General features: G+C 43.4%; 17 protein-coding genes. 6 read left to right on the forward strand and 11 right to left on the reverse strand.

Going from position 1 to position 25,092, the window contains the following annotated elements:
• Nucleotides 1–2: 2 nt before the first annotated feature.
• The 9 genes from AC1DQW_RS08190 to AC1DQW_RS08230 form a co-directional block, all read right to left on the reverse strand.
• Nucleotides 3–1,004 carry a ligand-gated ion channel gene (locus tag AC1DQW_RS08190; RefSeq protein WP_477453633.1) on the reverse strand — a complete coding sequence of 334 codons (1,002 nt, stop codon included), beginning with the start codon at nucleotides 1,002–1,004 and terminating at the stop codon, nucleotides 3–5.
• A gap of 55 nt (nucleotides 1,005–1,059) precedes the next feature.
• Complete coding sequence (locus AC1DQW_RS08195) at nucleotides 1,060–2,043, reverse strand: glycoside hydrolase family 43 protein (protein ID WP_477453634.1); 984 nt, start codon at nucleotides 2,041–2,043, stop codon at nucleotides 1,060–1,062.
• 81 nt (nucleotides 2,044–2,124) lie between these two features.
• On the reverse strand, nucleotides 2,125–3,132 hold the full coding sequence (locus AC1DQW_RS08200) for a family 43 glycosylhydrolase (protein ID WP_477453635.1): 1,008 nt from the start codon (nucleotides 3,130–3,132) through the stop codon (nucleotides 2,125–2,127).
• A 76-nt stretch (nucleotides 3,133–3,208) separates the two neighbouring features.
• Nucleotides 3,209–5,182, reverse strand: a complete 1,974-nt coding sequence (locus AC1DQW_RS08205) for an alpha-L-arabinofuranosidase C-terminal domain-containing protein (protein ID WP_477453636.1) — start codon at nucleotides 5,180–5,182, stop codon at nucleotides 3,209–3,211.
• Between the two features lie 211 nt (nucleotides 5,183–5,393).
• Nucleotides 5,394–6,875: a family 43 glycosylhydrolase gene (locus AC1DQW_RS08210; RefSeq protein WP_477453637.1), complete on the reverse strand. Its 1,482-nt coding sequence runs from the start codon at nucleotides 6,873–6,875 to the stop codon at nucleotides 5,394–5,396.
• 22 nt (nucleotides 6,876–6,897) lie between these two features.
• Nucleotides 6,898–8,967, reverse strand: coding sequence for a hypothetical protein (locus tag AC1DQW_RS08215; protein ID WP_477453638.1), 2,070 nt, complete (start codon nucleotides 8,965–8,967; stop codon nucleotides 6,898–6,900).
• Nucleotides 8,968–9,099: 132 nt separating this feature from the next.
• Nucleotides 9,100–10,659, reverse strand: a complete 1,560-nt coding sequence (locus AC1DQW_RS08220; RefSeq protein WP_477453639.1) for a RagB/SusD family nutrient uptake outer membrane protein — start codon at nucleotides 10,657–10,659, stop codon at nucleotides 9,100–9,102.
• A 20-nt stretch (nucleotides 10,660–10,679) separates the two neighbouring features.
• Nucleotides 10,680–13,958, reverse strand: coding sequence for a TonB-dependent receptor (locus AC1DQW_RS08225; RefSeq protein WP_477453640.1), 3,279 nt, complete (start codon nucleotides 13,956–13,958; stop codon nucleotides 10,680–10,682).
• Nucleotides 13,959–14,178: 220 nt separating this feature from the next.
• Entirely contained in the window at nucleotides 14,179–15,273 is a 1,095-nt protein-coding gene (locus AC1DQW_RS08230; RefSeq protein WP_477453641.1) for a FecR family protein, read from the reverse strand.
• 154 nt (nucleotides 15,274–15,427) lie between these two features.
• Between AC1DQW_RS08230 and AC1DQW_RS08235 the strand changes: the two genes are divergently transcribed.
• Nucleotides 15,428–16,474, forward strand: coding sequence for a PDDEXK nuclease domain-containing protein (locus AC1DQW_RS08235; protein WP_477453642.1), 1,047 nt, complete (start codon nucleotides 15,428–15,430; stop codon nucleotides 16,472–16,474).
• A 185-nt stretch (nucleotides 16,475–16,659) separates the two neighbouring features.
• Here the strand turns inward: AC1DQW_RS08235 and AC1DQW_RS08240 are convergent, their stop codons facing one another.
• Nucleotides 16,660–17,253, reverse strand: a complete 594-nt coding sequence (locus AC1DQW_RS08240; RefSeq protein ID WP_477453643.1) for an RNA polymerase sigma-70 factor — start codon at nucleotides 17,251–17,253, stop codon at nucleotides 16,660–16,662.
• A 51-nt stretch (nucleotides 17,254–17,304) separates the two neighbouring features.
• Nucleotides 17,305–18,480: an aldose epimerase family protein gene (locus AC1DQW_RS08245; protein WP_477453644.1), complete on the reverse strand. Its 1,176-nt coding sequence runs from the start codon at nucleotides 18,478–18,480 to the stop codon at nucleotides 17,305–17,307.
• A gap of 308 nt (nucleotides 18,481–18,788) precedes the next feature.
• Between AC1DQW_RS08245 and AC1DQW_RS08250 the strand changes: the two genes are divergently transcribed.
• The 5 genes from AC1DQW_RS08250 (at nucleotide 18,789) to araA (ending at nucleotide 24,941) form a co-directional block, all read left to right on the forward strand.
• Nucleotides 18,789–19,496: an NUDIX hydrolase gene (locus tag AC1DQW_RS08250; protein ID WP_477414082.1), complete on the forward strand. Its 708-nt coding sequence runs from the start codon at nucleotides 18,789–18,791 to the stop codon at nucleotides 19,494–19,496.
• Between the two features lie 101 nt (nucleotides 19,497–19,597).
• Nucleotides 19,598–21,316: a ribulokinase gene (locus tag AC1DQW_RS08255; protein WP_477453645.1), complete on the forward strand. Its 1,719-nt coding sequence runs from the start codon at nucleotides 19,598–19,600 to the stop codon at nucleotides 21,314–21,316.
• Nucleotides 21,313–22,011: an L-ribulose-5-phosphate 4-epimerase gene (locus AC1DQW_RS08260; RefSeq protein WP_477406427.1), complete on the forward strand. Its 699-nt coding sequence runs from the start codon at nucleotides 21,313–21,315 to the stop codon at nucleotides 22,009–22,011. The genes AC1DQW_RS08255 and AC1DQW_RS08260 overlap by 4 nt, the downstream gene beginning before the upstream one ends.
• Nucleotide 22,012: 1 nt before the next feature.
• Complete coding sequence (locus AC1DQW_RS08265) at nucleotides 22,013–23,380, forward strand: glycoside hydrolase family 27 protein (RefSeq protein WP_477453646.1); 1,368 nt, start codon at nucleotides 22,013–22,015, stop codon at nucleotides 23,378–23,380.
• Between the two features lie 70 nt (nucleotides 23,381–23,450).
• Complete coding sequence (gene araA, locus AC1DQW_RS08270) at nucleotides 23,451–24,941, forward strand: L-arabinose isomerase (RefSeq protein ID WP_477453647.1); 1,491 nt, start codon at nucleotides 23,451–23,453, stop codon at nucleotides 24,939–24,941.
• Nucleotides 24,942–25,092: the final 151 nt, after the last annotated feature.

Here is a 25,092-nt window from a genome sequence, read left to right on the forward strand (position 1 = left end):
GGCTATTGCCCGTTCGCTTTATAAATAAACCAGGCATTCAATACAAGGTAAACTACCAGCAAAACCTGGCCGCAAATAAAGTCGAACTTTTTGGCCTTAGCTATTTTTTCCTGTTTTACCAGCCTGAGGGAATATGCAGTGCAGATAATTGTAGTAAGTATAAAAAACAAAGTAATTCCGTGCAGGGTATCCACCAGGGTAAACGTGGTAGACTCCGGCAGCGCCGAATCAATGATATACTTATTACCAATAACCGCAAACAATGCGCCTACACTTAATCCAAACCGCGAATCAATACTATCAGTATGGATAAAAAAGCACATGTAAGCAATCAGGAAAGCGACGTACATACCCAGGAACATTTTCCAGAATAGACCCATGGCGTCCCTGTTAATTTGTAACCTTACTTTAAAATTACTGTATTCGGTGTGTGGTTTTTTCAGGCTCTCATCGCCAAAACTTGTTTCATAGGCTTTAATCCCGGTGGTGATACTTAGGCTATCTATGCGCCATCCCCTTAGTGTGAAACGGGGATCAAAATGTTTGCCCAATGTATCGGCAGCAAAAACAAGTGACTGGGAATCGAACTGCGAATTCTCGATGGAAAATCTCAGCTTCTGCCTGTCGAAGGGAAAGTTGTCAATCGCCCAGGAATCTTTCATCACGCACTGCAGTTTCATCAACATATAAACCTTGCTGCCGCTTGAATCAATAGTTGAAAACGATTTGGTAACTGTTTTTGCCTGGGGCACTTCCAGGTTTTGCAAAAAATCAAATTTCCTGTTTTCGTATTTCAGCCAGAGCCAAAGGTCGATGGTATATTCTTTATCCTTAAAATTTATATCATGAATGCTGGTAATATAAACCCCGGTTTTTACAGTATCGGGATGTACAGGCCTCGCCATAGCAGCTGCCGATGCGAAGAATATGAACGGGATGAATAGCAGGGAGTATTTCAAAAGATTATCTGTTGTATAAATTAAAGCTAATATAGTTTTAATCATATAATATAACGGATAATCTTTTAACTGAACAAAAGTGGTTTCCCCTCACGGGTAACTATTTTACCTTCTTCACCCCTTCACTTGTCATTACCACCCGTTTAATAGTACCATCCTTATTATAGTACAGGTAATCAATACATACCGAGCGGTGGAAACTGCCTGCATCTGCTGCTAAGGCCCCATTGTGATAAATAAAATAGGTTTTACCCTTAAAATCTATAATGGCCTGGTGGTTGGTGTTGGAGTTGCCTGCCAGCTCATTAATTATTCCCCTGTAAACCCAGGGACCATTTATGTTCCTGCTCATAGCGTAGGCTATCTTCTCGGGGAATTCGTATGCGTACGACAGGTAATACCAGCCGTTGCGCTCATGAATCCACGGCGCTTCCGTATAATGCGGTAGGGTGATGGTTTTTATCGGGCCATCAAGCTCGGTCATGTTGGGTTTTAATTTGGCGTAGTAGCAAATGCCGTTGCCCCAAAACAGGTAAGCCTGCCCATCCTTATCAATAATAACCGATGGATCAATATCATCCCAGGAATGTTTAACAGCTTTGGTCATATCGTTGGTAACTAAAGCTGTTCCGCGGGCATCTTTAAACGGGCCGGTAGGGCTATCGCTTACTGCTACCCCTATCGCCTTGCCGGGGATTGTGCCATGCTCAAGTGCCACATACCAGTAAAACTTACCATTGCGCTCAATTACCTGCGATGCCCATGCATCGGCTTTAGCCCATGCAAAATCTTTTACATTTAGGGGGGATGGATGTTCTGTCCAGGTTACCATATCTGATGATGTGAAGCAGGTCCAGTTGTGCATTACGTAGCCATTGTGACCGGTGGCTGCCTCATCATGACCCGTGTATAAATACACCTGGCCTTTGTACACCATAGCCGCCGGATCGGCGGTAAACTTATGGCGAATGATGGGGTTACCAGTGCTGTGGATGATGGTATCCGGTTTGATAACCGCGGCCTGGGCTGAGATTAAGCAGCCAAGGGCTGTTGTTAATGTGATGAGGTATTTTAATATTTTCATTGTTTTCTTACCAGTTTTTAAATTGTGATTCCGAAGAACGAAGGATGTGCTTCTTCGCTACGCATGTCGGCGAATAGATTTTTATAACTCTTGTATCACCGGCCACCCGTCTACCCATTTCAATTTCTTTAGCTGCAATTTTGAGATTCCCCTATCCGCGGCATCATATCCGTGGTAAACAATATAATCATCGCCATCAAACCGGGCAACGCCGTTATGGCCTACGCCGTACCAATCCTTATCGCCTTGCAGCAAAACAGTACCGCCGCCTTTGTTCATAGCTGTGCCGGTTTTATCCAGGTATGGGCCCTTTAAGGCTTTTGATCTGCCGATGATCATTTTATAGGTACTTTTTGGTCCTTTACAACAATAATCTATCGAGGCAAACAGATAAAAGTATTTGCTGTGTTTGTAAATAAATGGCGCCTCAATAGCATTACCGCCGGCATCAACCGGGTTGCCATCAACTGCGGGCAGGTTTTCAACGGCGTTTTTTTTGCGGGTGGCAATAGTTGGCAGGTTGTTAATATTTTCGGCAATACTAAGTCTGTCATTACTAAGTTTAGCCAGTTTAAGGCCGTCCCAAAAGGAACCAAATACCAGGTAGGGCGTTCCATCCTTATCCGTAATTAAATTAGGGTCGATGGCATTCCAGTTGGTTTTGCCCGGGATAGACTGGATAACTTTACCATGATCTATCCATTTATAAGCCGCATCGTTAGTGTGTAAGGTAGTATTGGTAGCCACCCCGATTGCGGAGGTGTTTTTACCAAAGGCAGATACCGAATAATACAGGTAATACAAACCATCATGATATGAAATATCCGGCGCCCATATATGACCCTTAAAACCGGGAATAGCATCAACCGCCCATTGCGGGGCGACAGCAAAAACCGGCTGCTCATGTTTCCAATGCACCTTATCTGCCGATGACCACATGGCTATCCCCATACCCGTACAAAAAATATAATAGGTACTATCCTGCTTAATAATCACCGGATCGTGTACCGAAATATCGGTTTTTAAATCCTGTGCCCTGGTAGTAATGCTGGTGATGAGCAGGAAGACAGCAATGGTTAGTTTTTTCAAGGTATATGTATTTAAAAACCCCGTCATTGCGGCGAAATACGAAGCAATGACGGGTTCGGGGAATCGTATTTTACCCCTACTTATTCTTCAGCCTGATCACTTTCAATGCATAAGGCTCAATGTTCACGTTTACAGATTTACCGCTAACCGCAATAGTACTTTGCACCGGGCTTACCGCTGTAGGTTTTTCCAACGAGTTTGCAGCATCGCCTTTTTCGCTGCTTAATGTTGTAACATTAGCCTGTTTCTGGTAGCTGCCGCCATTTAGTTTAAAGCTTACGCTTTGGGCAGTGGCACCGGTATTTACAAACTTAATGACCAGTTCATTGGTGTTTTTGTCCAAACTGGCAGTGGCGTAGCAACCATCCTGGCCGGCAACAACATCGTTGTTGAGGGTTAGCGGCACTACATCAGTTCCTTTGTTTAATGAAAATAGTTGCTGCACGTAGTAGTTTGGTGTGGCGTAGCTGTTCAGGTTATCAAACCAGATGAGGTTTGGCGTCCATTGCCAGCCTTCAACATGGGCAAACAGCGGGGCGTATGAGGCCATGTTCACCACATCGGCATTACGCTCCAGGCCGGTCATAAAGGCGGCTTCGGCCAGGGCGCATTCCCAGTTGTTTTTATTTTCGGGACTAACCGTAGATACGCTCTGCGCTGCATATTCCCCGGCGAAAATCTTCGGACCTTTACGGTCATAATTATCATAACGCCTGGCATTATCGCGAAACCATTTTGGGGCGGCGTAGTAATGCTCATCCAAAATATCGGCACCTAAACTGCGGAAGGTAGTGTTCAGCAGGTCAAACTCCTTACCATCGGGTGATGGGCCTAAGGCTGATACTATTTTCACGTTAGGATATTTTGTTTTGATGGCTTTGGTGAACACTTTCCAACGCTCTACATATTGCGGGCCCCATTGCTCGTTACCTACGCCTAACATTTTTAAATTAAACGGCGCCGGGTGACCAAGATCGGTACGCATCTTGCCCCATTTGGTGCTTGCGTCGCCATTGGCAAACTCAATAAGGTCTAAAGCATCCTGTATATACGGATCAAGCTGATCCATCGGTACCAGTTCGGCCGTGTTAAACTCGCAGGCCATACCACAGTTAAGAATAGGCAGTGGTGAGGCGCCAATATCTTCGGCAGTCATAAAATATTCCATGAAGCCCAGGCCAAAAGTCTGGTAATAATCGGGCGTAGGGCGATGCTTAAACTCCATGTTCCAGCGGTTAATGATATTGGTACGCTTATCAATATCGCCAATACTCTTTTTCCATTGGTAACGGTTGCCCAGCTCGCGGCCTTCAACAATACAACCACCGGGGAAACGCAGGAAGCCTGGTTTTATATCGGCCAGTTTTTGTACCAGGTCGGCACGTAAACCACCGGGACGGTTTTTCCAGGTATGCTCAGGAAACAGCGAGATCATATCCATATCGATAATGCCTTTGCCGCTCAGCCAAACATACAGGCTTCCTTTTTTTACCGTGGCCGACGATTTAAATTTCACACTATAGCGGTTCCATTCTTTATCAGTCGGGGTAAGATCAGCTGAACCTACGATAGCATCGTTATCGCCATGCAGTTCGATGTGCAGCTTTACGTTGGCATCCCCTTCCTGTTTGGCCATTAACGAAAAGCTGTATTCCTCGCCTTCCCTAATACCCATCCCACGGAAACCTTCGTTTGCCAGGCCATAAGAACCGGCATCTGATGCTATATAGGTTTTTATAAAATGCGGGTTTTCCGGCCTTTCTGCCGATCTGTTTATCACCTCTGTACGACCATCGCCGCCATCTTTTTTATGTGTTGTCCACGCCATCAACGGCATATTAAACTCAAACGACCGGTTTTTAACCAGTTCGGCGTATACCCCGCCATCGGCAGCCAGGTTAATATCCTCAAAGAAGATACCATACATGGTTTTCTGTATAGGCGTTTTTATTTTATCGGCCTGAATGGTGTAAACCTTAGGCGTTTGCGCCTGGGCCGACAAGAGCAAGCCGGCGCTGCAAAAAGTAAAAAAAGCTTTCCTGATCATCATTGGTTTTATTGGTACGCTAAAACTACAAAAAATTATTATTAAGTGTGTTTTTCACAATAATTATTTTTTTGTAGTTTAAATTGTTATTTAGAAACGAAGTACGAGTGAGAAATCTTGAACCCTCTGTATTCAACAACATCGTTCGAAGCATGATGCCGTTTCTCCTCGTCCCTCGTCAAAATGACAACATTTTTATAATTCATCTCCACACTTACTTCTTCTTCCCCCAAATAGCCGTTCCGGTATTATCCAGCCCGGTGAATATTAAGGTTGATGTTATTTTATTTTCCCAGTCGCGCTCGCGCTCAACTTTCAGTTTATAGGTGGCTCCAGTACTGTATTTAAGGGTGATATATGGCGATGCATAGGTCCAGGTGTCAGTTGCGCTGCCGTCTATGGTACCTCCCGCATCCAGTTTAAATTGGGTTGAAACCTGGAAATCCGGGTTTGTTTGTTCTGTACCGTAACCTACTACTACGTGATAACCAAGCGTTATTTTTTCATAAGTACCAGCAATATCCGTATTGGCTATGGCGGTTTGGGCAACATTGGCATAACGCTCTGGTGATACTACAGGCCAGCCATCGGGCGTCCAGGAAATTTTGCGCACATGCAGGTCCATAAAGTAGGAGTTGATGCCAGGCCTGCCCTGGTGGCCCATAAAATACTGGCCGCTACCATCATCAAACACAGCACAATGGCCCGTGCCCTGCCAGCCGCTTTGATTACTAAACTGGTACGGCGCCAAAATCATCGGCCCATGATCTTCATCGGTATTAATGTCGTGCCCGTTGTAATCATAAAAAGGCCCGGTTGGGCTATCGCCACGGCCAACCCTTACGTTGTATTTAGTTTGCAACCAGTCGTACGAGATGAACAGGAAATACTTTTTCAGATCGGCATTGTAGATCACTTCTGCGCCTTCAATATTGCCATTGTATTTGCCACCTGTAAAACCACGGTTGGCAATGCGTTTACCCTTATCACCAGCCGAGGCCGCCAAACCGGTTGAGGCATTAAGCTTTAAAATATAAATACCATCCCATGCCGATCCATAGTACATGTATTGCTCGCCGCTGGTGGTTGTAATTACAGTTGGATCGATGGCATTGGTTTGTATGGTGGCATCGTTTGCTGATGTTACCACCAGGCCTTTTTCGGTCCAGGGGCCATCAGGTGATGTAGCTGTTGCCATACCGATAACGCTTAAGCGCGCTACCGCGGATGAGAGTGAATAATAAAGCCGGTACTCCGAACCCACCTTCATTACATAAGGCGCCCATAACGCATTAAATGGTGTGCCGCCCTTTGAGGTAATGTATTGCGAACCTAATGCCGGTAATGACGAAAATACCCAGCCCACATATTCCCATTTCACCAGGTCTTTTGAACGGCGGATCTGCAGGCCCGACCGTACATCTATCCCAAAACCCACATCGGTACTGTAGCAATAATAATAATCGCCAAATTTTTTAATGGATGGATCGTGCACGTTGTATACCGTCCATTTGGGGTAATAGATAAATGCCGAGATATCGGCATAGGTATCTGTTATGGAATTAATATCAAAAGCAGTTGTAACAGGTGTGGTTGTGGTATCCGTTTTGGCAGGCGTTGGTGTTCCCTTTTTTGAGCAAGAGAACGTTACCGTTGCCATGGCTGCTATTACGCATAAGTATTTTAGTTTCTTCATCGTGCTATTCCCGGTTTTATTATTATTTAATTTTAAGTTCGAACAGAGTTACGCTTAAAGGTTCGGTGCTGAGTGACTGACCGGCATTTTTAATTGCCGATGATACAATACTTACAGCTGGTTTAGTGCCTGGTATATTGATCGCCTTCAAATCTGTACCAACTATAGCCCATTTTTGCCCATCGGCAGCAATACTCATGTTTTTATATTGTATGTGGAGTGTTTGTGTTTGCCTTGTGGGGTTAACCACCGCGATGGTTATTTTTTTACCATCGTTTGTTAACGCTGCCATTACATCTAAAGGATAAGTGCTACTGCCGGATGATGTTGCCGGCCTGTCGGCACCTGTGGTTCCGGCAATTTGGGGCTGATCGTTGCTGCCGCTTACCATCACCGGGATACTGCCAAAATGATCGGCATATAGTTTAATAGTGAGGCCATTGGGCTGCATGGCGCTTGCTGTTGCGTTGTACAACAAACCCAACGGCGCGCTTGTTGATGTATAGGCCGACATTTTGATAATATCGGTATGGCGGGCTATTTCATTAAAACCTTCGGCGGTTGCCAGTGCGTCTTCCAATCCCCAGCCATCCTTCATACGCCATTCGTCCATTGCCATCAGGATATTCCTGCTTTTTACTTCCGGGATGGTTTTTGTGTATTGTTCAAAAGCTTCGGCCGCACCTTTGATGCGGTTGGGCAAGCGCCTGATGCGTTGCGGCAGCGAGTCGCTTACATGATCAAACCGTTGTGTGTTTTCGTTGTAGGCCGAATCGGATATGGGGTACAAATGCTCGGCTATAAAATTCATATACTTAGCATCGTGGGCCAGCAAATTGCCCGACCAATCCTGCTCCGAGCCATAGCTATAAGGTACATGCGCAATTTCGGGGTGACTAACATATACCGATGTTGCGCCCATCTCAAATGTCGACGCACCCGATGCCACCAGGATAATGGATGGGTCCTGCTTTCTCATTTCCCGGGCAAAAATTTCGTGCTTAATCACATAATATTTTATGGGCATATGTCCCAGTTGCCACTCGCCGTACATTTCGTTTCCTATGCCCCACCATTTTACGTTATAGGGCTGCGGATGCCCATTTTGCGTCCTTAACTTGCCCATTGCCGTTGATGCAGCACCATTAACGTACTGTACCCATTGAGCAGCTGAATATGCCTCGCCAAAACCAGCATTTACGCCAATGTAGGGCACCACATTCAGTAACTTGCAAAGGACCATATATTCATCTGTGCCCACATCATTTGATTCCATGGCGCTCCAGGCGTAATCATATTTGGGCGCGCGTTTGTCCCTGTCGCCAATACCATTGCGCCAATCGTAACCGGATGATGCATTACCGCCCCAGCGGATGATGCCCAAATTCATTGACTTTAAATCCCGTAAAATATCGGCCCTGAAACCTTGCACATTATCGGCAGGCATTAATGAAACCGCGCCAATATTAAAGGAACCATTACCCTTTGCCCATACCTCAAAAGTGGCTTTGCCTGTAGTAGCCCTAAATTTAAAAGGGTATTTATGAAACCCGCTGGTTGTAACAGGAAGGGCGATGCTCAGGTTACCTAAGTTATCATCAGCAACAACATCTATGTTTAGTATTGTACCTTTTTTTGCTTTAACAATTACGTAACCGGCATAAGCCTTGCCTTTTAAAAAGGTAAGCCCCGCCTGTTGTATGCCATGCGCCGTGTTAGCATCTAAAATAACTTTAACGGCATGCTCGCCGGTGTATGCGTTCGCGCTATCCATCTTTACAAACGCATCGGGGCCAAACGGCTTCCATCTGCCTAAATAATTACGTGAGTTGCCAGGTGTTAATTTCCCGTTTGAATTTACCGGGTAAAAGAATTTTCTGTCGCCCAGCATCTCGGCCCACAGGCCGCCTTCAAAATAATTAAAAAGCAGCTCAATAAACTGCCCGTATACCAGCTTTGATATAACCGGCCCCTTATAGCCTGCATCAATAGTAACATCAACAACGGCCTCCTTTTGATTTACCAACTGCGCTTTGGCCTGTTGTTGTAACAGGAGGCACAGGCAAACCAGGTAGCAAAGTTTTTTTATCACCGTAAAATATTTTGTTTGGTGTTAAATAAGCTGCGCCGTTTATAAAAAACAGCACAGCTGTAACCTGATCTCAATTGTTTATTTTTATGCAGGGGCGCAAAATGGGCGCCCCTGTATAAGGTTTAACTTTGCTTAATAAGTTGCGTTTTGTTTAAAACCAGGATTGTTGTCAATTTCTGATTGCGGGATAGGATAATATTCCCGGCCGGCCTGGTAAGTATTAAACTCAACATCCCTGGTTTTCAACAAAGCCAGTTTTGCAGGATCCTGTAACCAGCCCCAGCGACGGATATCGTCGAAGCGATGGCCTTCCAAACAAAACTCAAGCAACCTTTCATGAGCAAGCTGATCACGCATCTGGGTTTGGTTCATACCTGGTTTTGTGGTAGCCAGGTCGGGCAGTTTAGCACGGGTGCGCACCATCTGGATGTATGGATAAGCCTGTGCTGTTTGGCCGGCCTCGTTCAGGCACTCGGCATACATCAGCAATACATCGGCGTAGCGCATAATCCTTTCGTTGATGCCCGAGCGCCAGTCAAATTCATCGGCACGGGTATCACCGTTTTCATATTTGCGGCAAAATATATCGTTCAAATCGGCAGGGTTATTCTTGTACCTGTCAAAAAACGACTGGCCATATAAGGTCTCGCCTGGTTTGTTGTAATAAATGGTGGCATCAACCCTTGGGTCAACGTTGCCATCTACCGTTTTTTCGATCAGGTATTCGTTCAATGCCGAAAACGTAGGCTGCACGTCTGTCCACCCAAAACTGCGTGGTGCAAATGTAATAGCCCTTGCCGATGTACGGCCCCAGGTTGATACCGGCGCTCCGCCCCAGCCCAGGTCTGTACCCCCGGCATCCCGTGAAAACTGTACTTCAAATATTGATTCAGAATTATTTTCGTTCGCTTCAGTAAAGTTGTCCTTATAATTAGCAACAAGGCTGTACACATTTAAGTCAATAACCGCTTTAAACTGCGTAGCAGCCCCGGCAAAATTTTTGTTAAACAATAAAGCTTTGCCCAGGTATGCCATGGCTGCGCCTTTGGTAGCGCGGCCAATCTGGCCTGCATCCGGTCCGTTTGTTGATGTGTAGGATACCGGCAGTAACGCGGCGGCGGCGGTAAAATCATCTTCTACCTGTTTCCAGCCTTCGGCCTCGGTTGATTGTTTTACAAAATAATCGGCCGATGTTTTTACATAATGGGTAGGCAAGGCTACTTTACCAAAAAAGTTCACCAGGTGAAAAAAGTATAATCCCCTTAAAAAATGGGCCTGCCCCAGCAGGCGATTTTTCAGTGCAGCATCCATAGTAATATTGGGCACATTATCCAACACCTGGTTACAACGGGCTATACCTTCGTAATAGGCACCATAAGCCCATCCATAGCCCGACCCATCAGCCGTACCTAATGAAAAACGGCCAATGTTATAAAACGCAGTCCAGGGGCTGTTGCTTCGCACATCATCACCGCGAATATCCAGCATGGCCGGGGTAAAACGCATATAGGTACCATCAATAATTAAACTGCCGTATGCGGCATTTAATCCCGCGATAGCATCGGCCTGCGTTTTCCAGAATGATACTGCTGTTTGCTGATTTGGGTTTACCTGGTCTAACTTCTTAGTACAGGCGCTAAGGCATACTACAGCTGCGAATGCCCATATAAAATATTTTTTATTAGTTTTCATGACTCTGTTTTTAATAAATTTTACAATCCTACCTGTACACCTAACATAACCGTTCTTGGATTTGGGAATGATCCATAATCATAGCCACGGCTAAATAAACCATCGCTTATAAAATCAGGGTCATAGCCACGGTATTTAGAAATGATCAGCAAATTCTGACCAGACAGGTACACCCTGAAGCTGCTGAAAACATGGGTTTTATTTAAAACATTTTTCGGAATAGTGTAACCCAGTTGTGCATTTTGTAATTTAACATAGCTGCCGCTTTCTATAAAACGATCAGAAAAACGTGAGTTACCATTCGGATCTCCGATGATAGGTCTTGGTACATTTGTATTGGTATTTGTTGGTGTCCAGAAATTTAGCTCATCCACAGATGAGTTGATATACTGGCCAACCATCAGGTCATGATAAACCCCGTTAAATACTTTATTACCGGCGCTTCCCTGCAGGAAAAATGATGCATCAAAGTTCCCATATGACGCGCCTACATTTAGGCCATAATAAACTTTGGGTATAACAGATCCGAGGTAAACCCTATCGGCATCTGTTATAGCATGGTCACCGTTTACATCTTTAAATTTAACATCACCGGGCGCGGCCAATGTTTGTGTAGCATGGCTGTTAATATCGGCCTGGCTTTGGAAAATGCCTTCGGTAACAAAGCCATACAGCTCGCCCACTTCGCGGCCAACTTCTGTTTTACTGCCCGCCCCGTATATAGGGTTGTTGGTGCCACCCAATTTTAACACTTTATTTTTAAGTGTACTGGCATCGGCTTTAATATTTAACTGTAGTTTACCAATATTTTCGTGATAGTTCACAGTAAACTCAATGCCCTTGTTTTGTGTAGATGCCGCATTGGTTACTACTGAATTAGGGACCGAACCAACAGATAAAGGCAAAGGAATACTGGCTAAAATATCGGTTGCTTTTTTATAAAAATACTCAGCAGTAAATGTAAGCTTCTCTTGAAAAATACCTAAATCAATAGCAGCGTTGCTTGTAGTTGTTGCTTCCCATTTAACATTTGGATCGGCCACTGCAATTACTGCTGCCCCTGGGGCCAATGTATTACCAAAAACGTAACTGGCATTGCCATTTATATAACCTGTATTAAGGTAGTTACCAAAATTTTGATTCCCTAATGAGCCGTAACCGCTCCTTAGTTTTAAACTACTGATAAATGATGGCAGATGGAAAGCCTTTTCGTTGCCTACATTCCAAGCTACGGCAACCGAAGGAAAATTACCATAATGATGAGCAGATCCAAACCTTGATGAACCATCCCTCCTGAAGTTTACTGTTAATAAGTAACGGCTATCATAATTATAGTTTAACCTGCCAAAGTAAGATAACAAGGTATTGGCATCTTTATAACCATTTAAGCCTTTTGAAGTTGGATCGGCAATGGAACCAAAGGTAAAAAACTTAAGGCTGCCGGCTGCCGATGCGGTACCGGTAACAAACTGGTTATGATCTTCCTGGTATGATGTACCTGCCAAAACATCCAGCTTATGTTTGCCGGCGGTTAACTGGTACGACAAGGTATTTTCTACCAGGCCGGTATGCGCGTTACCGTTTTGGTCGTTCAGGTAATACTTGGTGTTGAGGTAGTAAAAACCAAGGTCATATGATGGCTCATAATGAAAGTTTTCGTAATCGGTACGGTCGTAGCTTACATTAACCTTGTATTTTAGGTTTTTTACCAGCTCCAGTTCGCCCCAAAAATTGCCAAACATCCTGTTACGGTTGCTGTAATCGGTTACCAGGTTATTCATACCAATAACATTAAGGGTAATAGCCCTTTGAGTTACGTTGTCGCTGCCGCCGTAGCCGCCCAGCCTGTTAGGGTCATAAACAGGCATAGTTGGTATTGCGGTGAGCATGCTGGTAAGGCCGCCGCCAAATACCGCGTGCGAACTTGTAATAGCCGGGTTGTTTTTGTGCGATTGGGTGTAAGCCGTTTTACCGCCAAAAGTAAATATGCCTTTTTTACCCTGAAAATTACCTGTAAAGTTATAGCGCTTGTAACTTTGCGGGCCCGATAATGTGCTGGTGTTATCAAAATAACCAAGGCCAACATTGTAGCTTATGGCATCGCTGCCGCCGGATAAGTTCAGGTTATGATCCTGTATTTTTCCGGTTTTAAACATTTCCTTTTGCCAGTCGGTATTGGTTTTACTGATGAAAGCCGCATTTGATGGGTCATTTGCCGGGGCAATAGTTAAGCCGGCATTTAACTCGGCTGCGGTAGTTATTTTTTGATAACCTGCCCTATCGGTAACATCCATGCGCTTGGCAATATTTTGCAGGCCGTAATAACCGTTATAATTAACTCTTAAAGGCCCGGTTTTCCCTTTTTTAGAAGTGATGATAATAACACCTGTTGCCGCGCGCGAACCATAAATTGACGCTGCAGATGCATCTTTTAATACCTGTATGGTTTCTATATTATCGGTAGGGAAATCAAAGGGGGCATCTACAGGAACGCCATCAATAACAAACAGCGGGCTGTTGTTACCGAAGGTAGAAATACCACGGATCTTTATTTGTACAAAACCACCCGGCTCGCCCGATCCCTGTACGCTTACACCAGCTGCCTGGCCCTGTAATAGTTTGGCCACATCATACGATGCTGTTTTTTTGGCATTATCAACGTTTACTACCGATACCGAACCTGTAAGATCTTTCTTCTTTACTGATCCGTAACCAACAACAATAACCTCGTTTAATGAATTTGAGGCAGCCTTAAGCTGAACGCTAAGCGTGGAGTTACCATTTAACGGCACTTCCTGTGTGGTATACCCCACAAACGAAAATACAAGTATCACATTGCTCGCACTGGCATCAGGTATGTTAAGCACATACTTTCCCTGAATGTCGGTTTGTGCTCCCACCTCTGTTCCTTTTACCTTGATGCTCACTCCAGGCATTGGCAGGCCTTCCTCGTCGGTAACTTTCCCGGTTACGGTAAGTACCGAAACTGTGGCGCCCTTTTCTGATAGAATCACAAGATTATTATCACTTAACTTGTATACCAAATTGGTATTGGCAAGCAAAGTATTCATTGCCTGCTCAAGTGATGCGTTCGTGACATTCAGGCTTGTGGGTAAAACATTTTTAGCCAGTATATCATCGTTGTACAAAAAGCGGTAGTCAGATTTTTTTTCAATTTCTTTGAACGCCTTTTTTAAGGTTACATTCTGAAAATTGACATTTATTATACTCTGGCCATATCCCTTTGAAAAAGCCTGAAATGATGACATGATCACCAGGGCAAGGATAAATTTAAACATAAAAAAGACTTTCAAAAATTGGTTTAACCGCACTTGGTTAATGCGGTGTACATTTTTTTTCATAATTTAGCATTAAGGTGTTTTAACTATTTGGTTTTCTAAAAGGGCTGGTAGTTAACTTGTACCAAATACACGGGGGGATGCGTCAACATTTCCCCGTTTTTTGGTTTAGTTTAGATACTTATATAAGCATAGGCTGTTTAATTAATTGGTTAAATGGTTAATAAACTAAAATTTGATTATTGTCGGTTTTATAATGGAAATAGGTTGTGGTTTGCAGGGCTTTCATGGCTTTACCGATAGATTCGTTTTGAAACTTACCTGTAAATCTTAATTTTTTAAGGCCTTCGTTCTTAAAACTAATGGTAACGTTATAACGGCGCTCCAGCTTTTTGGCCAGGCTTTCAAAATCCTCGGCATCAAAGGCAAGCTTGTTTTCAATCCATAGCGCCTCTGATGGTAAACTATCCTTTTTCGCCATATGGATCTGGCCTAATGCCATCAGCGGAGTTTCTTCTGTTATATTTTTGGCAGCCAGCACCGGGGCTTTACCGGCAACAAGCGGTTGCTCATTATTTATGGTAAGCTTATCAGCTGCTTTTAAAATGATCTTTTTCTCGGGGGTTTTTAATATGGTTAATTCTATCCGCCCCCGTATGAGCGAAGCTTCAGATGTTTTATCGTTACTGTATGCACGTACGTTAAATTTGGTACCCAATACTTTTATGCTGATGGTTGGTGTAGTAACTATAAAGGGATGCTGAGTATCCTTTACAACATCGAACAAAGCCTCGCCCTGGAGCGAAACTTTTCTTTGCTCAACGCCATAATTAGCATCATAAATCAGCTTGCTGCCCGCGTTTAACCAAACCCTGGTACCATCGGATAATTGAATTTTACTGATGCCGTTTTGCGGCGCTGTTATCTGGTTGGTTTTATTGATGTTTGTTACATCCCTTTTATTTACAATAACAAACACCAGGGCAAAACATGCTGCTACAACTAATGAAATAATTTTAAGGAATTTTATGAAGCCCGGTTTTGGTTTATCCTGTTCAGAATTTTCTGATTGGGTTAAATTTTCATACTCTGTTTTATCGGCATCATCCAGCTTATTTTCAAAGGCCAGCCATTTTGATTCTAATTTTTCGTCGGCCTTTGTTTCATTTTCTTTTCGCCAGATCTCTTCCAGTAAAGCAAGCGGATACTGATCTGCAATGCCTTGCTGCAGCAGTTCTTCAAGTTCAAGCAATTCTTCGGCAGTAGCCTCACCGCTTAACTTTTTACCAATAAGTATCCAGATATTATTAATCATTATTTAYTGCTCTACTTATATAGACTGTAAATAATGAAAACACCCTGGGAGAAAAATTATATTTTTTTTTGGGGGCGATTATCACGACACTTTTGCCTTTTCTATATCACAGGTATAATGATTCTTATTAGTTTTGGCATAGCAGCATATAAAAATGAGATCAAAAAACAATCCGTTCCCGCTTTTTGAAAATATCAAAACCATAATAGCCGAAACACAGCATTATATTGTCAGGAATGTTAATGCAACTATGATCCTTACTTATTTTCAAATAGGTAAAATGATTGTAGAAGATGAACAACAAGGAAGCCAACGTGCTGAATATGCTAAAGAAACATTGACGCATTTAAGTAATGGATTGAATAAAGAGTTTGGAAAGGGGTATTCCTTGTCAAACCTGGAATACATGAGAAGCTTTTATATTATTTACCGCCATCGAATTCCCCAATCAGTGATTGGGAAATTCAATCAGTTATTAATTCCCCATACAGTGTCTGGGGAATTTACCATCCCATTTCATTTAAGCTGGACTCATTATATCCAGCTCCTTAAAATTAAAAATGAAGATGAACGCAACTTTTACGAAATAGAAGCCGCGGCTAATCATTGGTCGGTAAGGGAATTGCAGCGGCAATACAACTCGGCATTATTTGAAAGATTAGCTTTAAGCAAGGATAAAAACGGTGTAAAACAACTTGCAGAAAAAGGACAAATAATAGAAAGGCCTGCCGATGCGCTTAAAAGCCATTATGTGTTAGAATTTCTTGGTTTAAAAGAAGAAAGTAAATATTCTGAAAATGAATTTGAAACCGCCATTATAGATAAGTTAGAACACTTTATGCTGGAGTTAGGAAAAGGCTTCCTGTTTGAAGGAAGGCAACGGAGGTTTACATTTGAAGGTGATAGCTTTTTTGTCGACCTTGTTTTTTATAACCGGCTACTAAGATGCTTTATCCTTTTCGACTTAAAAATTGGCAAGTTAACCCACCAGGATATTGGCCAGATGCAGATGTATGTAAACTATTACGACAGAAAAATAAAAACTAAGGATGAAAACCCAACAATAGGTATTATCCTTTGTAAAGAGGAAAACAGAACAGTTATAGAGTTTACATTACCGGAGGGTAACAATCAAATATTTGCCAAAGAATATAAAGCGGTATTACCAAGTAAAGAAGCCCTTAAAAAGCAGCTGGAGTAAAAAGATTAATAAGTATTATGCAGCTAAGCCTTGCTATGTTGCTCTGTCAGCTCAATAAGGGTCTGACACAGTTTATTTTACAGACCCCACTCAACAGCACATTGCCTTGTATAAATGTAATTTATCAACCATTATTGCCTTGTAAAAATGTAATTTACAGCAAAAAAGACGCTGCATTGTAAAAACTATTTCTTTTCTGAAAATACTTTTCCCTGTGTTGCAACATTGCTTTTCTGCGAATCAGCAATCCCAACCGAGATCTGTTTTAGCGCGTTACCCATATGATATTCAACGGTTTTTATAGACAGGTTCAGCAGGTCGGCAACTTCCCTGTATTTTAAACCATCCTCCTTTACCAGTTTAAAAACCAATTTGCATTGGTCTGATAGCCTGCTGAGCGAATCATTAATAAGTTTTGTTGTATCTCTGCAGATAAGCTTGTCTTCGCCGGTTGCCGAAGGATCAATGACATCCACGTCCACCTCATCAATACTTACCTGGTTTAACTGCGCTTTTGAGATATGGGTTAAGCATTTGTTTTTAACCGAAACATAGCAATAGTTGCTAAAGTTACTAATGTCGGTTAGCTTTGTACGCTGCATCCACAGGTTTAAAAATACATCATCAACAATCTCTTCAGCGGCCTCATCGGTTTTTACAAACGATTTGGCAAACCAAAATAATTTGCGGTAATAAAACAGGTACAGCCTTTTAAAGGATGCCCTGTTGTTATTTAAAGCAATATCATTAAGCAGATATTTTATTTCGGTTTCAGCCATCTCAAGCGGGGTTATAATCAAAAAATGGAACTACAATTATTTATAAGAAGCCTACTTGCTTGAAAATTTATAAATGGTTGTTGTATGATAGGTTGCGCCTGGCTTTAACACAGTTGATGCAAATGCGGGCTGGTTTGGCGCATCAGGAAAGTGCTGGGTTTCCATGCAAAATGCCGAACGGTGCGGGTACGCTTTACCGCCTTTACCATCGTTGGTTGCACCTGTTAAAAAGTTACCGCTGTAAAACTGCAATCCCGGTTCGTCGGTATAAATATCCATTACAATACCTGTCTTAGGGCTGCTCACAGTTGCTATCGATTTGGTGATATCGTGCTTATTAAGCGCAAAGTTATGATCGTAGCCTTTGCCATTTTTCAATTGCTCGTCCTTGTCATTAATATTGGCGCCAATGGTTTTTGCAGTGGTAAAATCAAAAGGAGTACCTTTTACAGGCTGTAATTTCCCTGTCGGGATCAGCGTGGTATCAACCGGGGTAATGTTATCAGCGTCAATTTTCACAATATTATCCAGTATAGTTGAATCGCCCGCGCCATTAAGATTAAAGTAGGCGTGGTTGGTTAAGTTTACAATGGTTGTTTTATCGGTGGTTGCCGTGTATTCTATCTTCAGCGCGTTATCGGCAGTAAACGTATAGGTTACTTTAGTTGTAAGCGTACCCGGGTAACCGCCTTCACCATCTTTAGATACATAGGTAAGGTTAAGGGTACTATCGTTAGGTTGGGCGGCATCAAACACCTGGGCGTAAAAACCTTTAAAGCCGCCATGCAGCGTGTTTACGCCATCGTTAATGTCCAGTTGATAAGCTTTGCCTTCCAAACTGAATTTTCCTTTACCAATGCGGTTACCATAACGACCTATAATGGCGCCAAAAAATGGTTCTTTTGGTTTCTGGTAAGTTTTAAGGCTATCGTACCCTAAAACCACATCTGTTAAAGCTCCCTTGTTATCTGGTACCATCAGGCTTACAACCCGGCCGCCATAATTGGTTATAGCCACGTTGGCGCCCTTGCTGTTTTTTAATGTATATAGTTTAACGACCTTGCCATTCACGTCGCCGTCAAAATTTTTGGCGTCGGGCGCGACCGAGGCAACTGTTGATGTAGAATCTCCGGCGGCAGCTTTCTTTTCAGCCGGCCCACTGCAGCTTACCAATAGCGATAGCGCGAGGCTACATAATAAGTATTGTTTTTTGTATACTTTTTTCATAATTTTTTAAAATAGTTCTCCATTTTTCTCAACTTTTCTCAAAGTTTTCTGAATGGTTAACTGGTTATAATTTGGTGGTTGGTTTTATTATCAGGATTTATTGATTCCCTAATTAAAATCTAAGGTAGAATAAAATTATTTTAATTGTGATAAAAACAATTAAAATAATTTTCATTTTATTTGTGCGCTAAGGACACAAGCAAAGTAGGATTCATGCGTTTATAGCCGCTTTATCAATAAACCAAGGCTCAGATTTAAATTTCCTGTATCTAAAAAATTACATTTGCCGTTCTCTTTAAACCAATCACATGCAGAAATATTCTAAACAAACGCGACTTTTACTGGCAGTGGACTGTATTATCTTCGGATTTGACGGTCATACCTTGAAGATTCTGCTCATTAAAAGAGGATTCCAGCCCGAGAAAGATAACTGGAGTTTGATGGGTGGATTTGTGCAGCCCCAGGAAAGCCTGGACCAGGCGGCCAACCGTATTTTAAAACAACTTACCGATTTGCAAGGGGTTTATTTAGAGCAATTACACGCATTTGGTAATACCAAACGCGATCCTATAGAGCGAACAGTATCTGTTACCTACTTTGCATTAATAGATATTAATAAATACGAAACCCAGCTAAGTAAAGATTACCATGCCGAATGGTTCCCGTTAAAAAGGGTACCTAAGCTCATTTTCGATCAGCAGGAAATGGTGGAAGCTGCCAAAAAGAAGATCAGGTACAAGGCGGCTATGCACCCTATTTTATTTGAGCTTTTACCAGGTAAATTTACACTTCCGCAATTGCAGGCGCTTTATGAAAGCGTTTTTAATACCCAGATAGACAAGAGAAATTTTAGTAAAAGAGTTTTAGCTACCGGATTGCTGATTAAGCTGACCGATAAAGATAAGGCCGGTTCAAAACGTGGCGCCTATTATTATCAACTGAACATGCAGAATTATTATGCTAAATTTCAGGCATTTATGAACTTCATCCCAAACCCGGATACCCTTTTGAATTAAGTTTTTACACCCCTGTTTCCGTAACAATTTAAATGTTTTTTAATAAAAATTTTTTATTGTAAAAAAATAAGTGTTACTTCAACACGAATTATTTAACCAATATGAGAGAAGACCAATTTGTTATTGGAGTGGACTATGGGTCCGACTCTGTTCGCTCAGTTTTAATCAATGCGCAAAACGGCGAAGAAATAGCCTCATCCGTATTTAATTACCCCCGCTGGCAGCAAGGATTATTTTGTAAACCTGCAGAAAACCAGTTTAGGCAGCACCCGCTTGATTATATAGAAGGGCTGGAAACCACTATTAAAGATTGCCTTCAAAAAGCAGGTGGCGCCGATGTTGCCAAAGCGGTTAAAGGCTTATCTATAGATACCACCGGATCAACCCCAATCGCGGTTGATAAAACGGGCACGCCGCTGGCTTTAACCCCGGGTTTTGAGCAAAACCCCAATGCAATGTTCATTTTATGGAAGGATCATACATCGGTATTGGAAGCCGCCCAGATTAATGAACACGCAACAAAATTTGATATCAATTATTTAAAATATGTAGGCGGTATCTACTCATCCGAGTGGTTTTGGGCCAAGCTACTACATATTATAAGAGTTGATGAACAAGTGCGCGAATCACTACACTCCTGGGTGGAGCATTGCGACTGGATCCCTTTCCTGTTAACAGGCGGTACTAATGTTACAGATATCAAACGTGGTCGTTGTTCTGCCGGTCACAAAGCCTTATGGGCCGAAGAATTTGACGGCCTACCGCCCGATGAATTCTTTTCATCTCTTGATCCGCTGTTAAAAGGCATTACTTCTAAACTATTTACAGAAACCTATACTGCCGATGAAGCCGCAGGAACCTTAAGCGCTGAGTGGGCCGAAAGATTAGGTTTATCTACAGATGTAATTGTAGGTACAGGTGCTTTCGACGCGCACATGGGCGCTGTTGGCGGGCAAATTGAACCTTACCATTTAAGTAAGGTAATGGGTACATCAACCTGCGATATATTGGTTGCACCGTCTGCCGAGATCGGCGACAAACTGGTTCGCGGTATTTGCGGGCAGGTTAACGGATCGGTTATCCCTGGCATGACAGGTTTAGAAGCTGGTCAGTCTGCCTTTGGCGATACTTACGCATGGTTTAAAAGCGTGCTTTTATGGCCTTTAAATAACCTGCTGTCGCAATCAACAGTAATAGATGCAGCAACTGCCGAAGCTTTAAAGGCTGAAATGGCAGAGTTGATTATCCCGGAACTGAGCAGGCAGGCAGATCTGTTGCCTTTAGATTTTGATAACGAATTATCTATCGACTGGTTTAACGGCCGCCGTACACCGGATGCTAACCAGGAGCTGAAAGGCGCCATCACGGGCTTAGGCCTGGGCAGCGACGCACCGCGCGTGTTCCGTTCATTAGCAGAGGCTACCTGTTTTGGAGCTAAAAGCATTGTGGAGCGTTTCATCAGCGAGGGTATCCCGGTTAAAGGGATCATCGGTATTGGCGGCGTAGCCAAAAAATCACCATTTGTGATGCAAATGATGGCTGATGTATTGGGCATGCCTATCCGCATCCACCAGTTTAAACATACCTGCGCTTTAGGTGCTGCCATGTTTGCAGCGGTTGTTGCCGGTATTTACCCAACTGTTGAGGAAGCTATGCAGGCAATGGGTCGTGGTTTTGATGTAGAGTATTATCCTAATAAAGATCTGGAAGCAGCTTATTTAGCCCGCTATAATAAATACAAAACTTTAGGTGCTTTTATTGCTCAGCAGATTGCAGTTAACTCAACGCAAACAACAGCAGATAATTCAGTTTTAGCATGAGCAAGTATCAGGATATAAAACAAGCTGCTTTTGAAGCCAATATGCAGCTGCCCAAACTTGGGCTGGTACTATTCACCTTTGGTAACGTTAGCGCGGCCGACAGGGCACAAGAGGTATTTGCTATAAAACCAAGCGGTGTTCCGTATGAGGACCTATCACCGGAAAAAATGGTGATCGTTAATTTTGACGGGGTTGTTGTAGAGGGCGATCTGAGGCCTTCATCTGATACACAAACCCATGCCGTTTTATATAAGCACTGGCCAAATATCGGAGGTATTGTTCATACTCACTCCACCTATGGTACAGCCTGGGCGCAATCACAACGCGATATTCCTATTTTCGGCACCACGCATGCCGATCATTTAACGGCCGATATACCCTGCGCGCCACCCATGAGCGATGAAATGATAGAGGGCGATTATGAATATCAAACCGGTTTCCAGATTATGGATCATTTTACAGATCAGGGCCTGGATTATAATGAAGTTGAGATGGTATTGGTGGGTAATCACGCCCCCTTTACCTGGGGTAAAACGCCGCATAAAGCAGTTTATAACAGCGCAGTTTTAGAAGCAGTTGCCCAAATGGCTTACTTAACCGAACAGATTAACCCGAAGGCACCACGCTTAAAAGACTCACTCATCAAGAAACATTTTGAACGCAAACACGGACCAAATTCATACTACGGCCAATAAAATGAGATCACTACGTTATATAATCATCCTGGCAGCAGGCTTGCTGGGTGCAAAAGCATCGGCACAAACCGTAGCTGCTACCCCACCCATGGGCTGGAACAGCTATAACTGTTTCGGCTCGGCCGTGCATGAAGATGAAGTAAAAGCTAATACCGATTACATGGCCAAATACCTGAAGCCTCATGGCTGGGAATATATTGTGGTCGATTTTCTATGGTCATACGATAACCCGCCGGGAAGCAACATCGGTAATCCCTTTCAAATGCGTTTGCAGGATGGATCATATGTGCCATGGCTTACTATGGATAAATGGGGCAGGTTAACACCGCAGCCTAATAAATTCCCTTCTGCCCTGGGTGGCAACGGATTTAAGCCTTTGGCCGATTATGTACATGGGAAAGGATTAAAATTCGGAATTCATGTAATGCGCGGCATCCCGAGACAGGCTTATTGGGCAAAATCGCCCATAAAAGGCACCAATGGTATTACTGCAGATATGGTTGCCGATACCAACTCCAAATGCCCATGGATGAACCACATGTACGGGCTTGACATGAAAAAACCAGGTGCGCAGGAATACCTGAACTCGTTGCTGGAGCTTTATGCTTCATGGGATGTAGATTTTATTAAGGTAGATGACCTTTCGCGCCCATACAGCAATGCCGAGGTAGAAGGCTACAAAAAAGCGATAGAAAACTGCGGCAGACCAGTTGTATTAAGCCTTTCGCCCGGCGAAACGCCGGTTGCACAGGCAGCACATGCCACCAAATATGCCAACATGTGGCGCATGGCCGATGATTTTTGGGACAACTGGAAAGAGATATTACACATGTTTGATTACGCCAAAAGCTGGGAAGGCGTAGGCGGCCCCGGTCACTGGCCCGATTGCGACATGATCCAGATTGGGAAACTAAGCAAACGCGGCCCTGTTGGCCAGGAGCGTTACAGTCGTTTTACCGAAGATGAGCTGTACACCCACATGACCTTTTGGAGCATTTACCGTTCGCCCCTGATGATTGGCGGCAACCTGCCCGAAAATCGCGAGCTGGAATTGAAATTATTTACCAACGATGAGGTTTTGGCTGCTAATCAAAAAGGAGCTAATCCACGCCAGTTGTATAAAAAAGATGGCGCTATGGTTTGGTATTCGCAGATCCCCGGCAGTAAGGATATTTATGCCGCCTTGTTCAACATTGGCGATACAAACAACAGTATAGCAGTTGATTTTGCGGCCATCGGCTTAAAGGGCAAAGTAAAGGTGCGCGATCTGTGGAAAAAGCAGGATGTTGGTCAGTTTAAAAAAGGCTATCAACAAAACATCAACCTGCACGGCGCAACATTGCTAAGACTTTCGCCTGCAGCTAATTAATCAGTCATAATCAAAAACCAATATAAAAATTCATTAAATCAATAATTCGCTAAATCACTAATTAAATATAATGATCGATCTTAAAACATTTGAAGTTTGGTTTATTACCGGAAGCCAAAATTTATACGGAGAAGAAACACTAAAAAAAGTTGCCGAACACTCCCAGGAGATTGCTGCCGGAATAGATGCATCCGGTAATATCCCCGTACGCGTGGTTTACAAACCTGTTGTTAAATCAACTGAAGAAATTTATACTACCCTGCAGGCTGCAAACGTTGCCGAAAATTGTATCGGCATTATTACCTGGATGCATACTTTTAGCCCTGCAAAAATGTGGATTCGCGGTTTAAGCATCCTCAAAAAACCGATGCTGCACCTGCATACGCAGTTTAACCGCGATATTCCATGGAGTTCAATAGATATGGATTTCATGAACCTGAACCAAAGCGCCCATGGCGACCGTGAGTTTGGTTTTATGGTATCGCGCATGCGCATTAACCGTAAAGTAGTAGTTGGTCACTGGCAGGACCCAGAGGCTTTGGCCGAAATAGAAACCTGGACCCGCGCCGCAGCCGGCTGGCACGATTGGCAAGGCGCCAAATTTGTCCGTTTTGGCGATAATATGCGTTTTGTTGCTGTTACCGATGGTGATAAAGTGGAAGCAGAATTAAAATTTGGCTTCTCGGTAAACACCTATGGTGTTGGCGACCTTGTTGCTGTGATTAACGCGGTAAGCGAAGAGGCTATTACTGCTTTAACAGATGAGTATGAGGCTACCTATACTATGGCCGATGACCTTAAAAAAGGCGGCGCAAAATATTCTTCGGTTTACGAAGCTGCCAGGATCGAGATCGGGTTGCGTAAGTTTTTAGTTGATGGCGGTTTTAAAGGTTTCTCGGATACATTTGAAGATTTGCATGGCATGATCCAATTACCTGGTATTGCTGCCCAGCGCCTGATGGCCGATGGTTTTGGCTTTGCCGGTGAAGGTGATTGGAAAACGGCTGCCCTGGTACGCGCATTTAAAGTTATGGGCGCAGGTCTGGCCGGCGGTAATGCCTTTATGGAAGATTATACCTACCACTTTGACCCTAACAATGCTTTGGTTTTAGGTTCGCACATGCTGGAAGTTGATGCTTCTTTAGCCAGTGGTAAAGCATCTTTAGAAGTTCACCCCTTAGGCATTGGCGGCAAGGCTGATCCCGCACGTTTGGTATTTAACGTGGCCGGTGGTGCTGCGCTTAATGCATCTATTGTGGATATGGGTAACCGTTTCCGCTTACTGGTTAACGAGGTTGAAGCTGTTGAGCCGATTGAAGACCTGCCAAACCTGCCTGTTGCACGCGTACTATGGAAACCACTGCCCGATATGAAAACCGGCTGTGCAGCCTGGATTTACGGTGGTGGCGCACACCATACCGCTTACAGCCAGAACCTGACTGCCGAACATATGCAGGATTTTGCTGATATGGCAGGAATAGAATTTTTGAGGATTGGTAAGGATACAACCATTCCACAGTTTAGGAATGAGATATTGTGGAACGAAGTGGCTTATAAATAGGGAGCGCAAGCCCCCTCTAAATCTCCCCCTTAAGGGGGAGACTTTTGCTTTGCGTGATACAAATCACCTCATTATGAGTGGTAAAATTTCGCGAAACGCTGAAGGGGAAATGACGTTATAAAAGATTTGTCATCCTGAACGGAGTGAAGGA

This window comes from Mucilaginibacter sp. P5_A4 (genome assembly GCF_056400605.1).

Bases quoted from the DNA above. Each gene is read 5' to 3' on its own strand.
- AC1DQW_RS08190 (WP_477453633.1), bottom strand. From the start codon at position 1,004: ATGATTAAAACTATATTAGCTTTAATTTATACAACAGATAATCTTTTG.
- AC1DQW_RS08195 (WP_477453634.1), bottom strand. From the start codon at position 2,043: ATGAAAATATTAAAATACCTCATCACATTAACAACAGCCCTTGGCTGC.
- AC1DQW_RS08205 (WP_477453636.1), bottom strand. From the start codon at position 5,182: ATGATGATCAGGAAAGCTTTTTTTACTTTTTGCAGCGCCGGCTTGCTC.
- AC1DQW_RS08210 (WP_477453637.1), bottom strand. From the start codon at position 6,875: ATGAAGAAACTAAAATACTTATGCGTAATAGCAGCCATGGCAACGGTA.
- AC1DQW_RS08220 (WP_477453639.1), bottom strand. From the start codon at position 10,659: ATGAAAACTAATAAAAAATATTTTATATGGGCATTCGCAGCTGTAGTA.
- AC1DQW_RS08225 (WP_477453640.1), bottom strand. From the start codon at position 13,958: ATGTTTAAATTTATCCTTGCCCTGGTGATCATGTCATCATTTCAGGCT.
- AC1DQW_RS08230 (WP_477453641.1), bottom strand. From the start codon at position 15,273: ATGATTAATAATATCTGGATACTTATTGGTAAAAAGTTAAGCGGTGAG.
- AC1DQW_RS08235 (WP_477453642.1), top strand. From the start codon at position 15,428: ATGAGATCAAAAAACAATCCGTTCCCGCTTTTTGAAAATATCAAAACC.
- AC1DQW_RS08240 (WP_477453643.1), bottom strand. From the start codon at position 17,253: ATGGCTGAAACCGAAATAAAATATCTGCTTAATGATATTGCTTTAAAT.
- AC1DQW_RS08245 (WP_477453644.1), bottom strand. From the start codon at position 18,480: ATGAAAAAAGTATACAAAAAACAATACTTATTATGTAGCCTCGCGCTA.
- AC1DQW_RS08250 (WP_477414082.1), top strand. From the start codon at position 18,789: ATGCAGAAATATTCTAAACAAACGCGACTTTTACTGGCAGTGGACTGT.
- AC1DQW_RS08255 (WP_477453645.1), top strand. From the start codon at position 19,598: ATGAGAGAAGACCAATTTGTTATTGGAGTGGACTATGGGTCCGACTCT.
- AC1DQW_RS08260 (WP_477406427.1), top strand. From the start codon at position 21,313: ATGAGCAAGTATCAGGATATAAAACAAGCTGCTTTTGAAGCCAATATG.
- AC1DQW_RS08265 (WP_477453646.1), top strand. From the start codon at position 22,013: ATGAGATCACTACGTTATATAATCATCCTGGCAGCAGGCTTGCTGGGT.
- araA (WP_477453647.1), top strand. From the start codon at position 23,451: ATGATCGATCTTAAAACATTTGAAGTTTGGTTTATTACCGGAAGCCAA.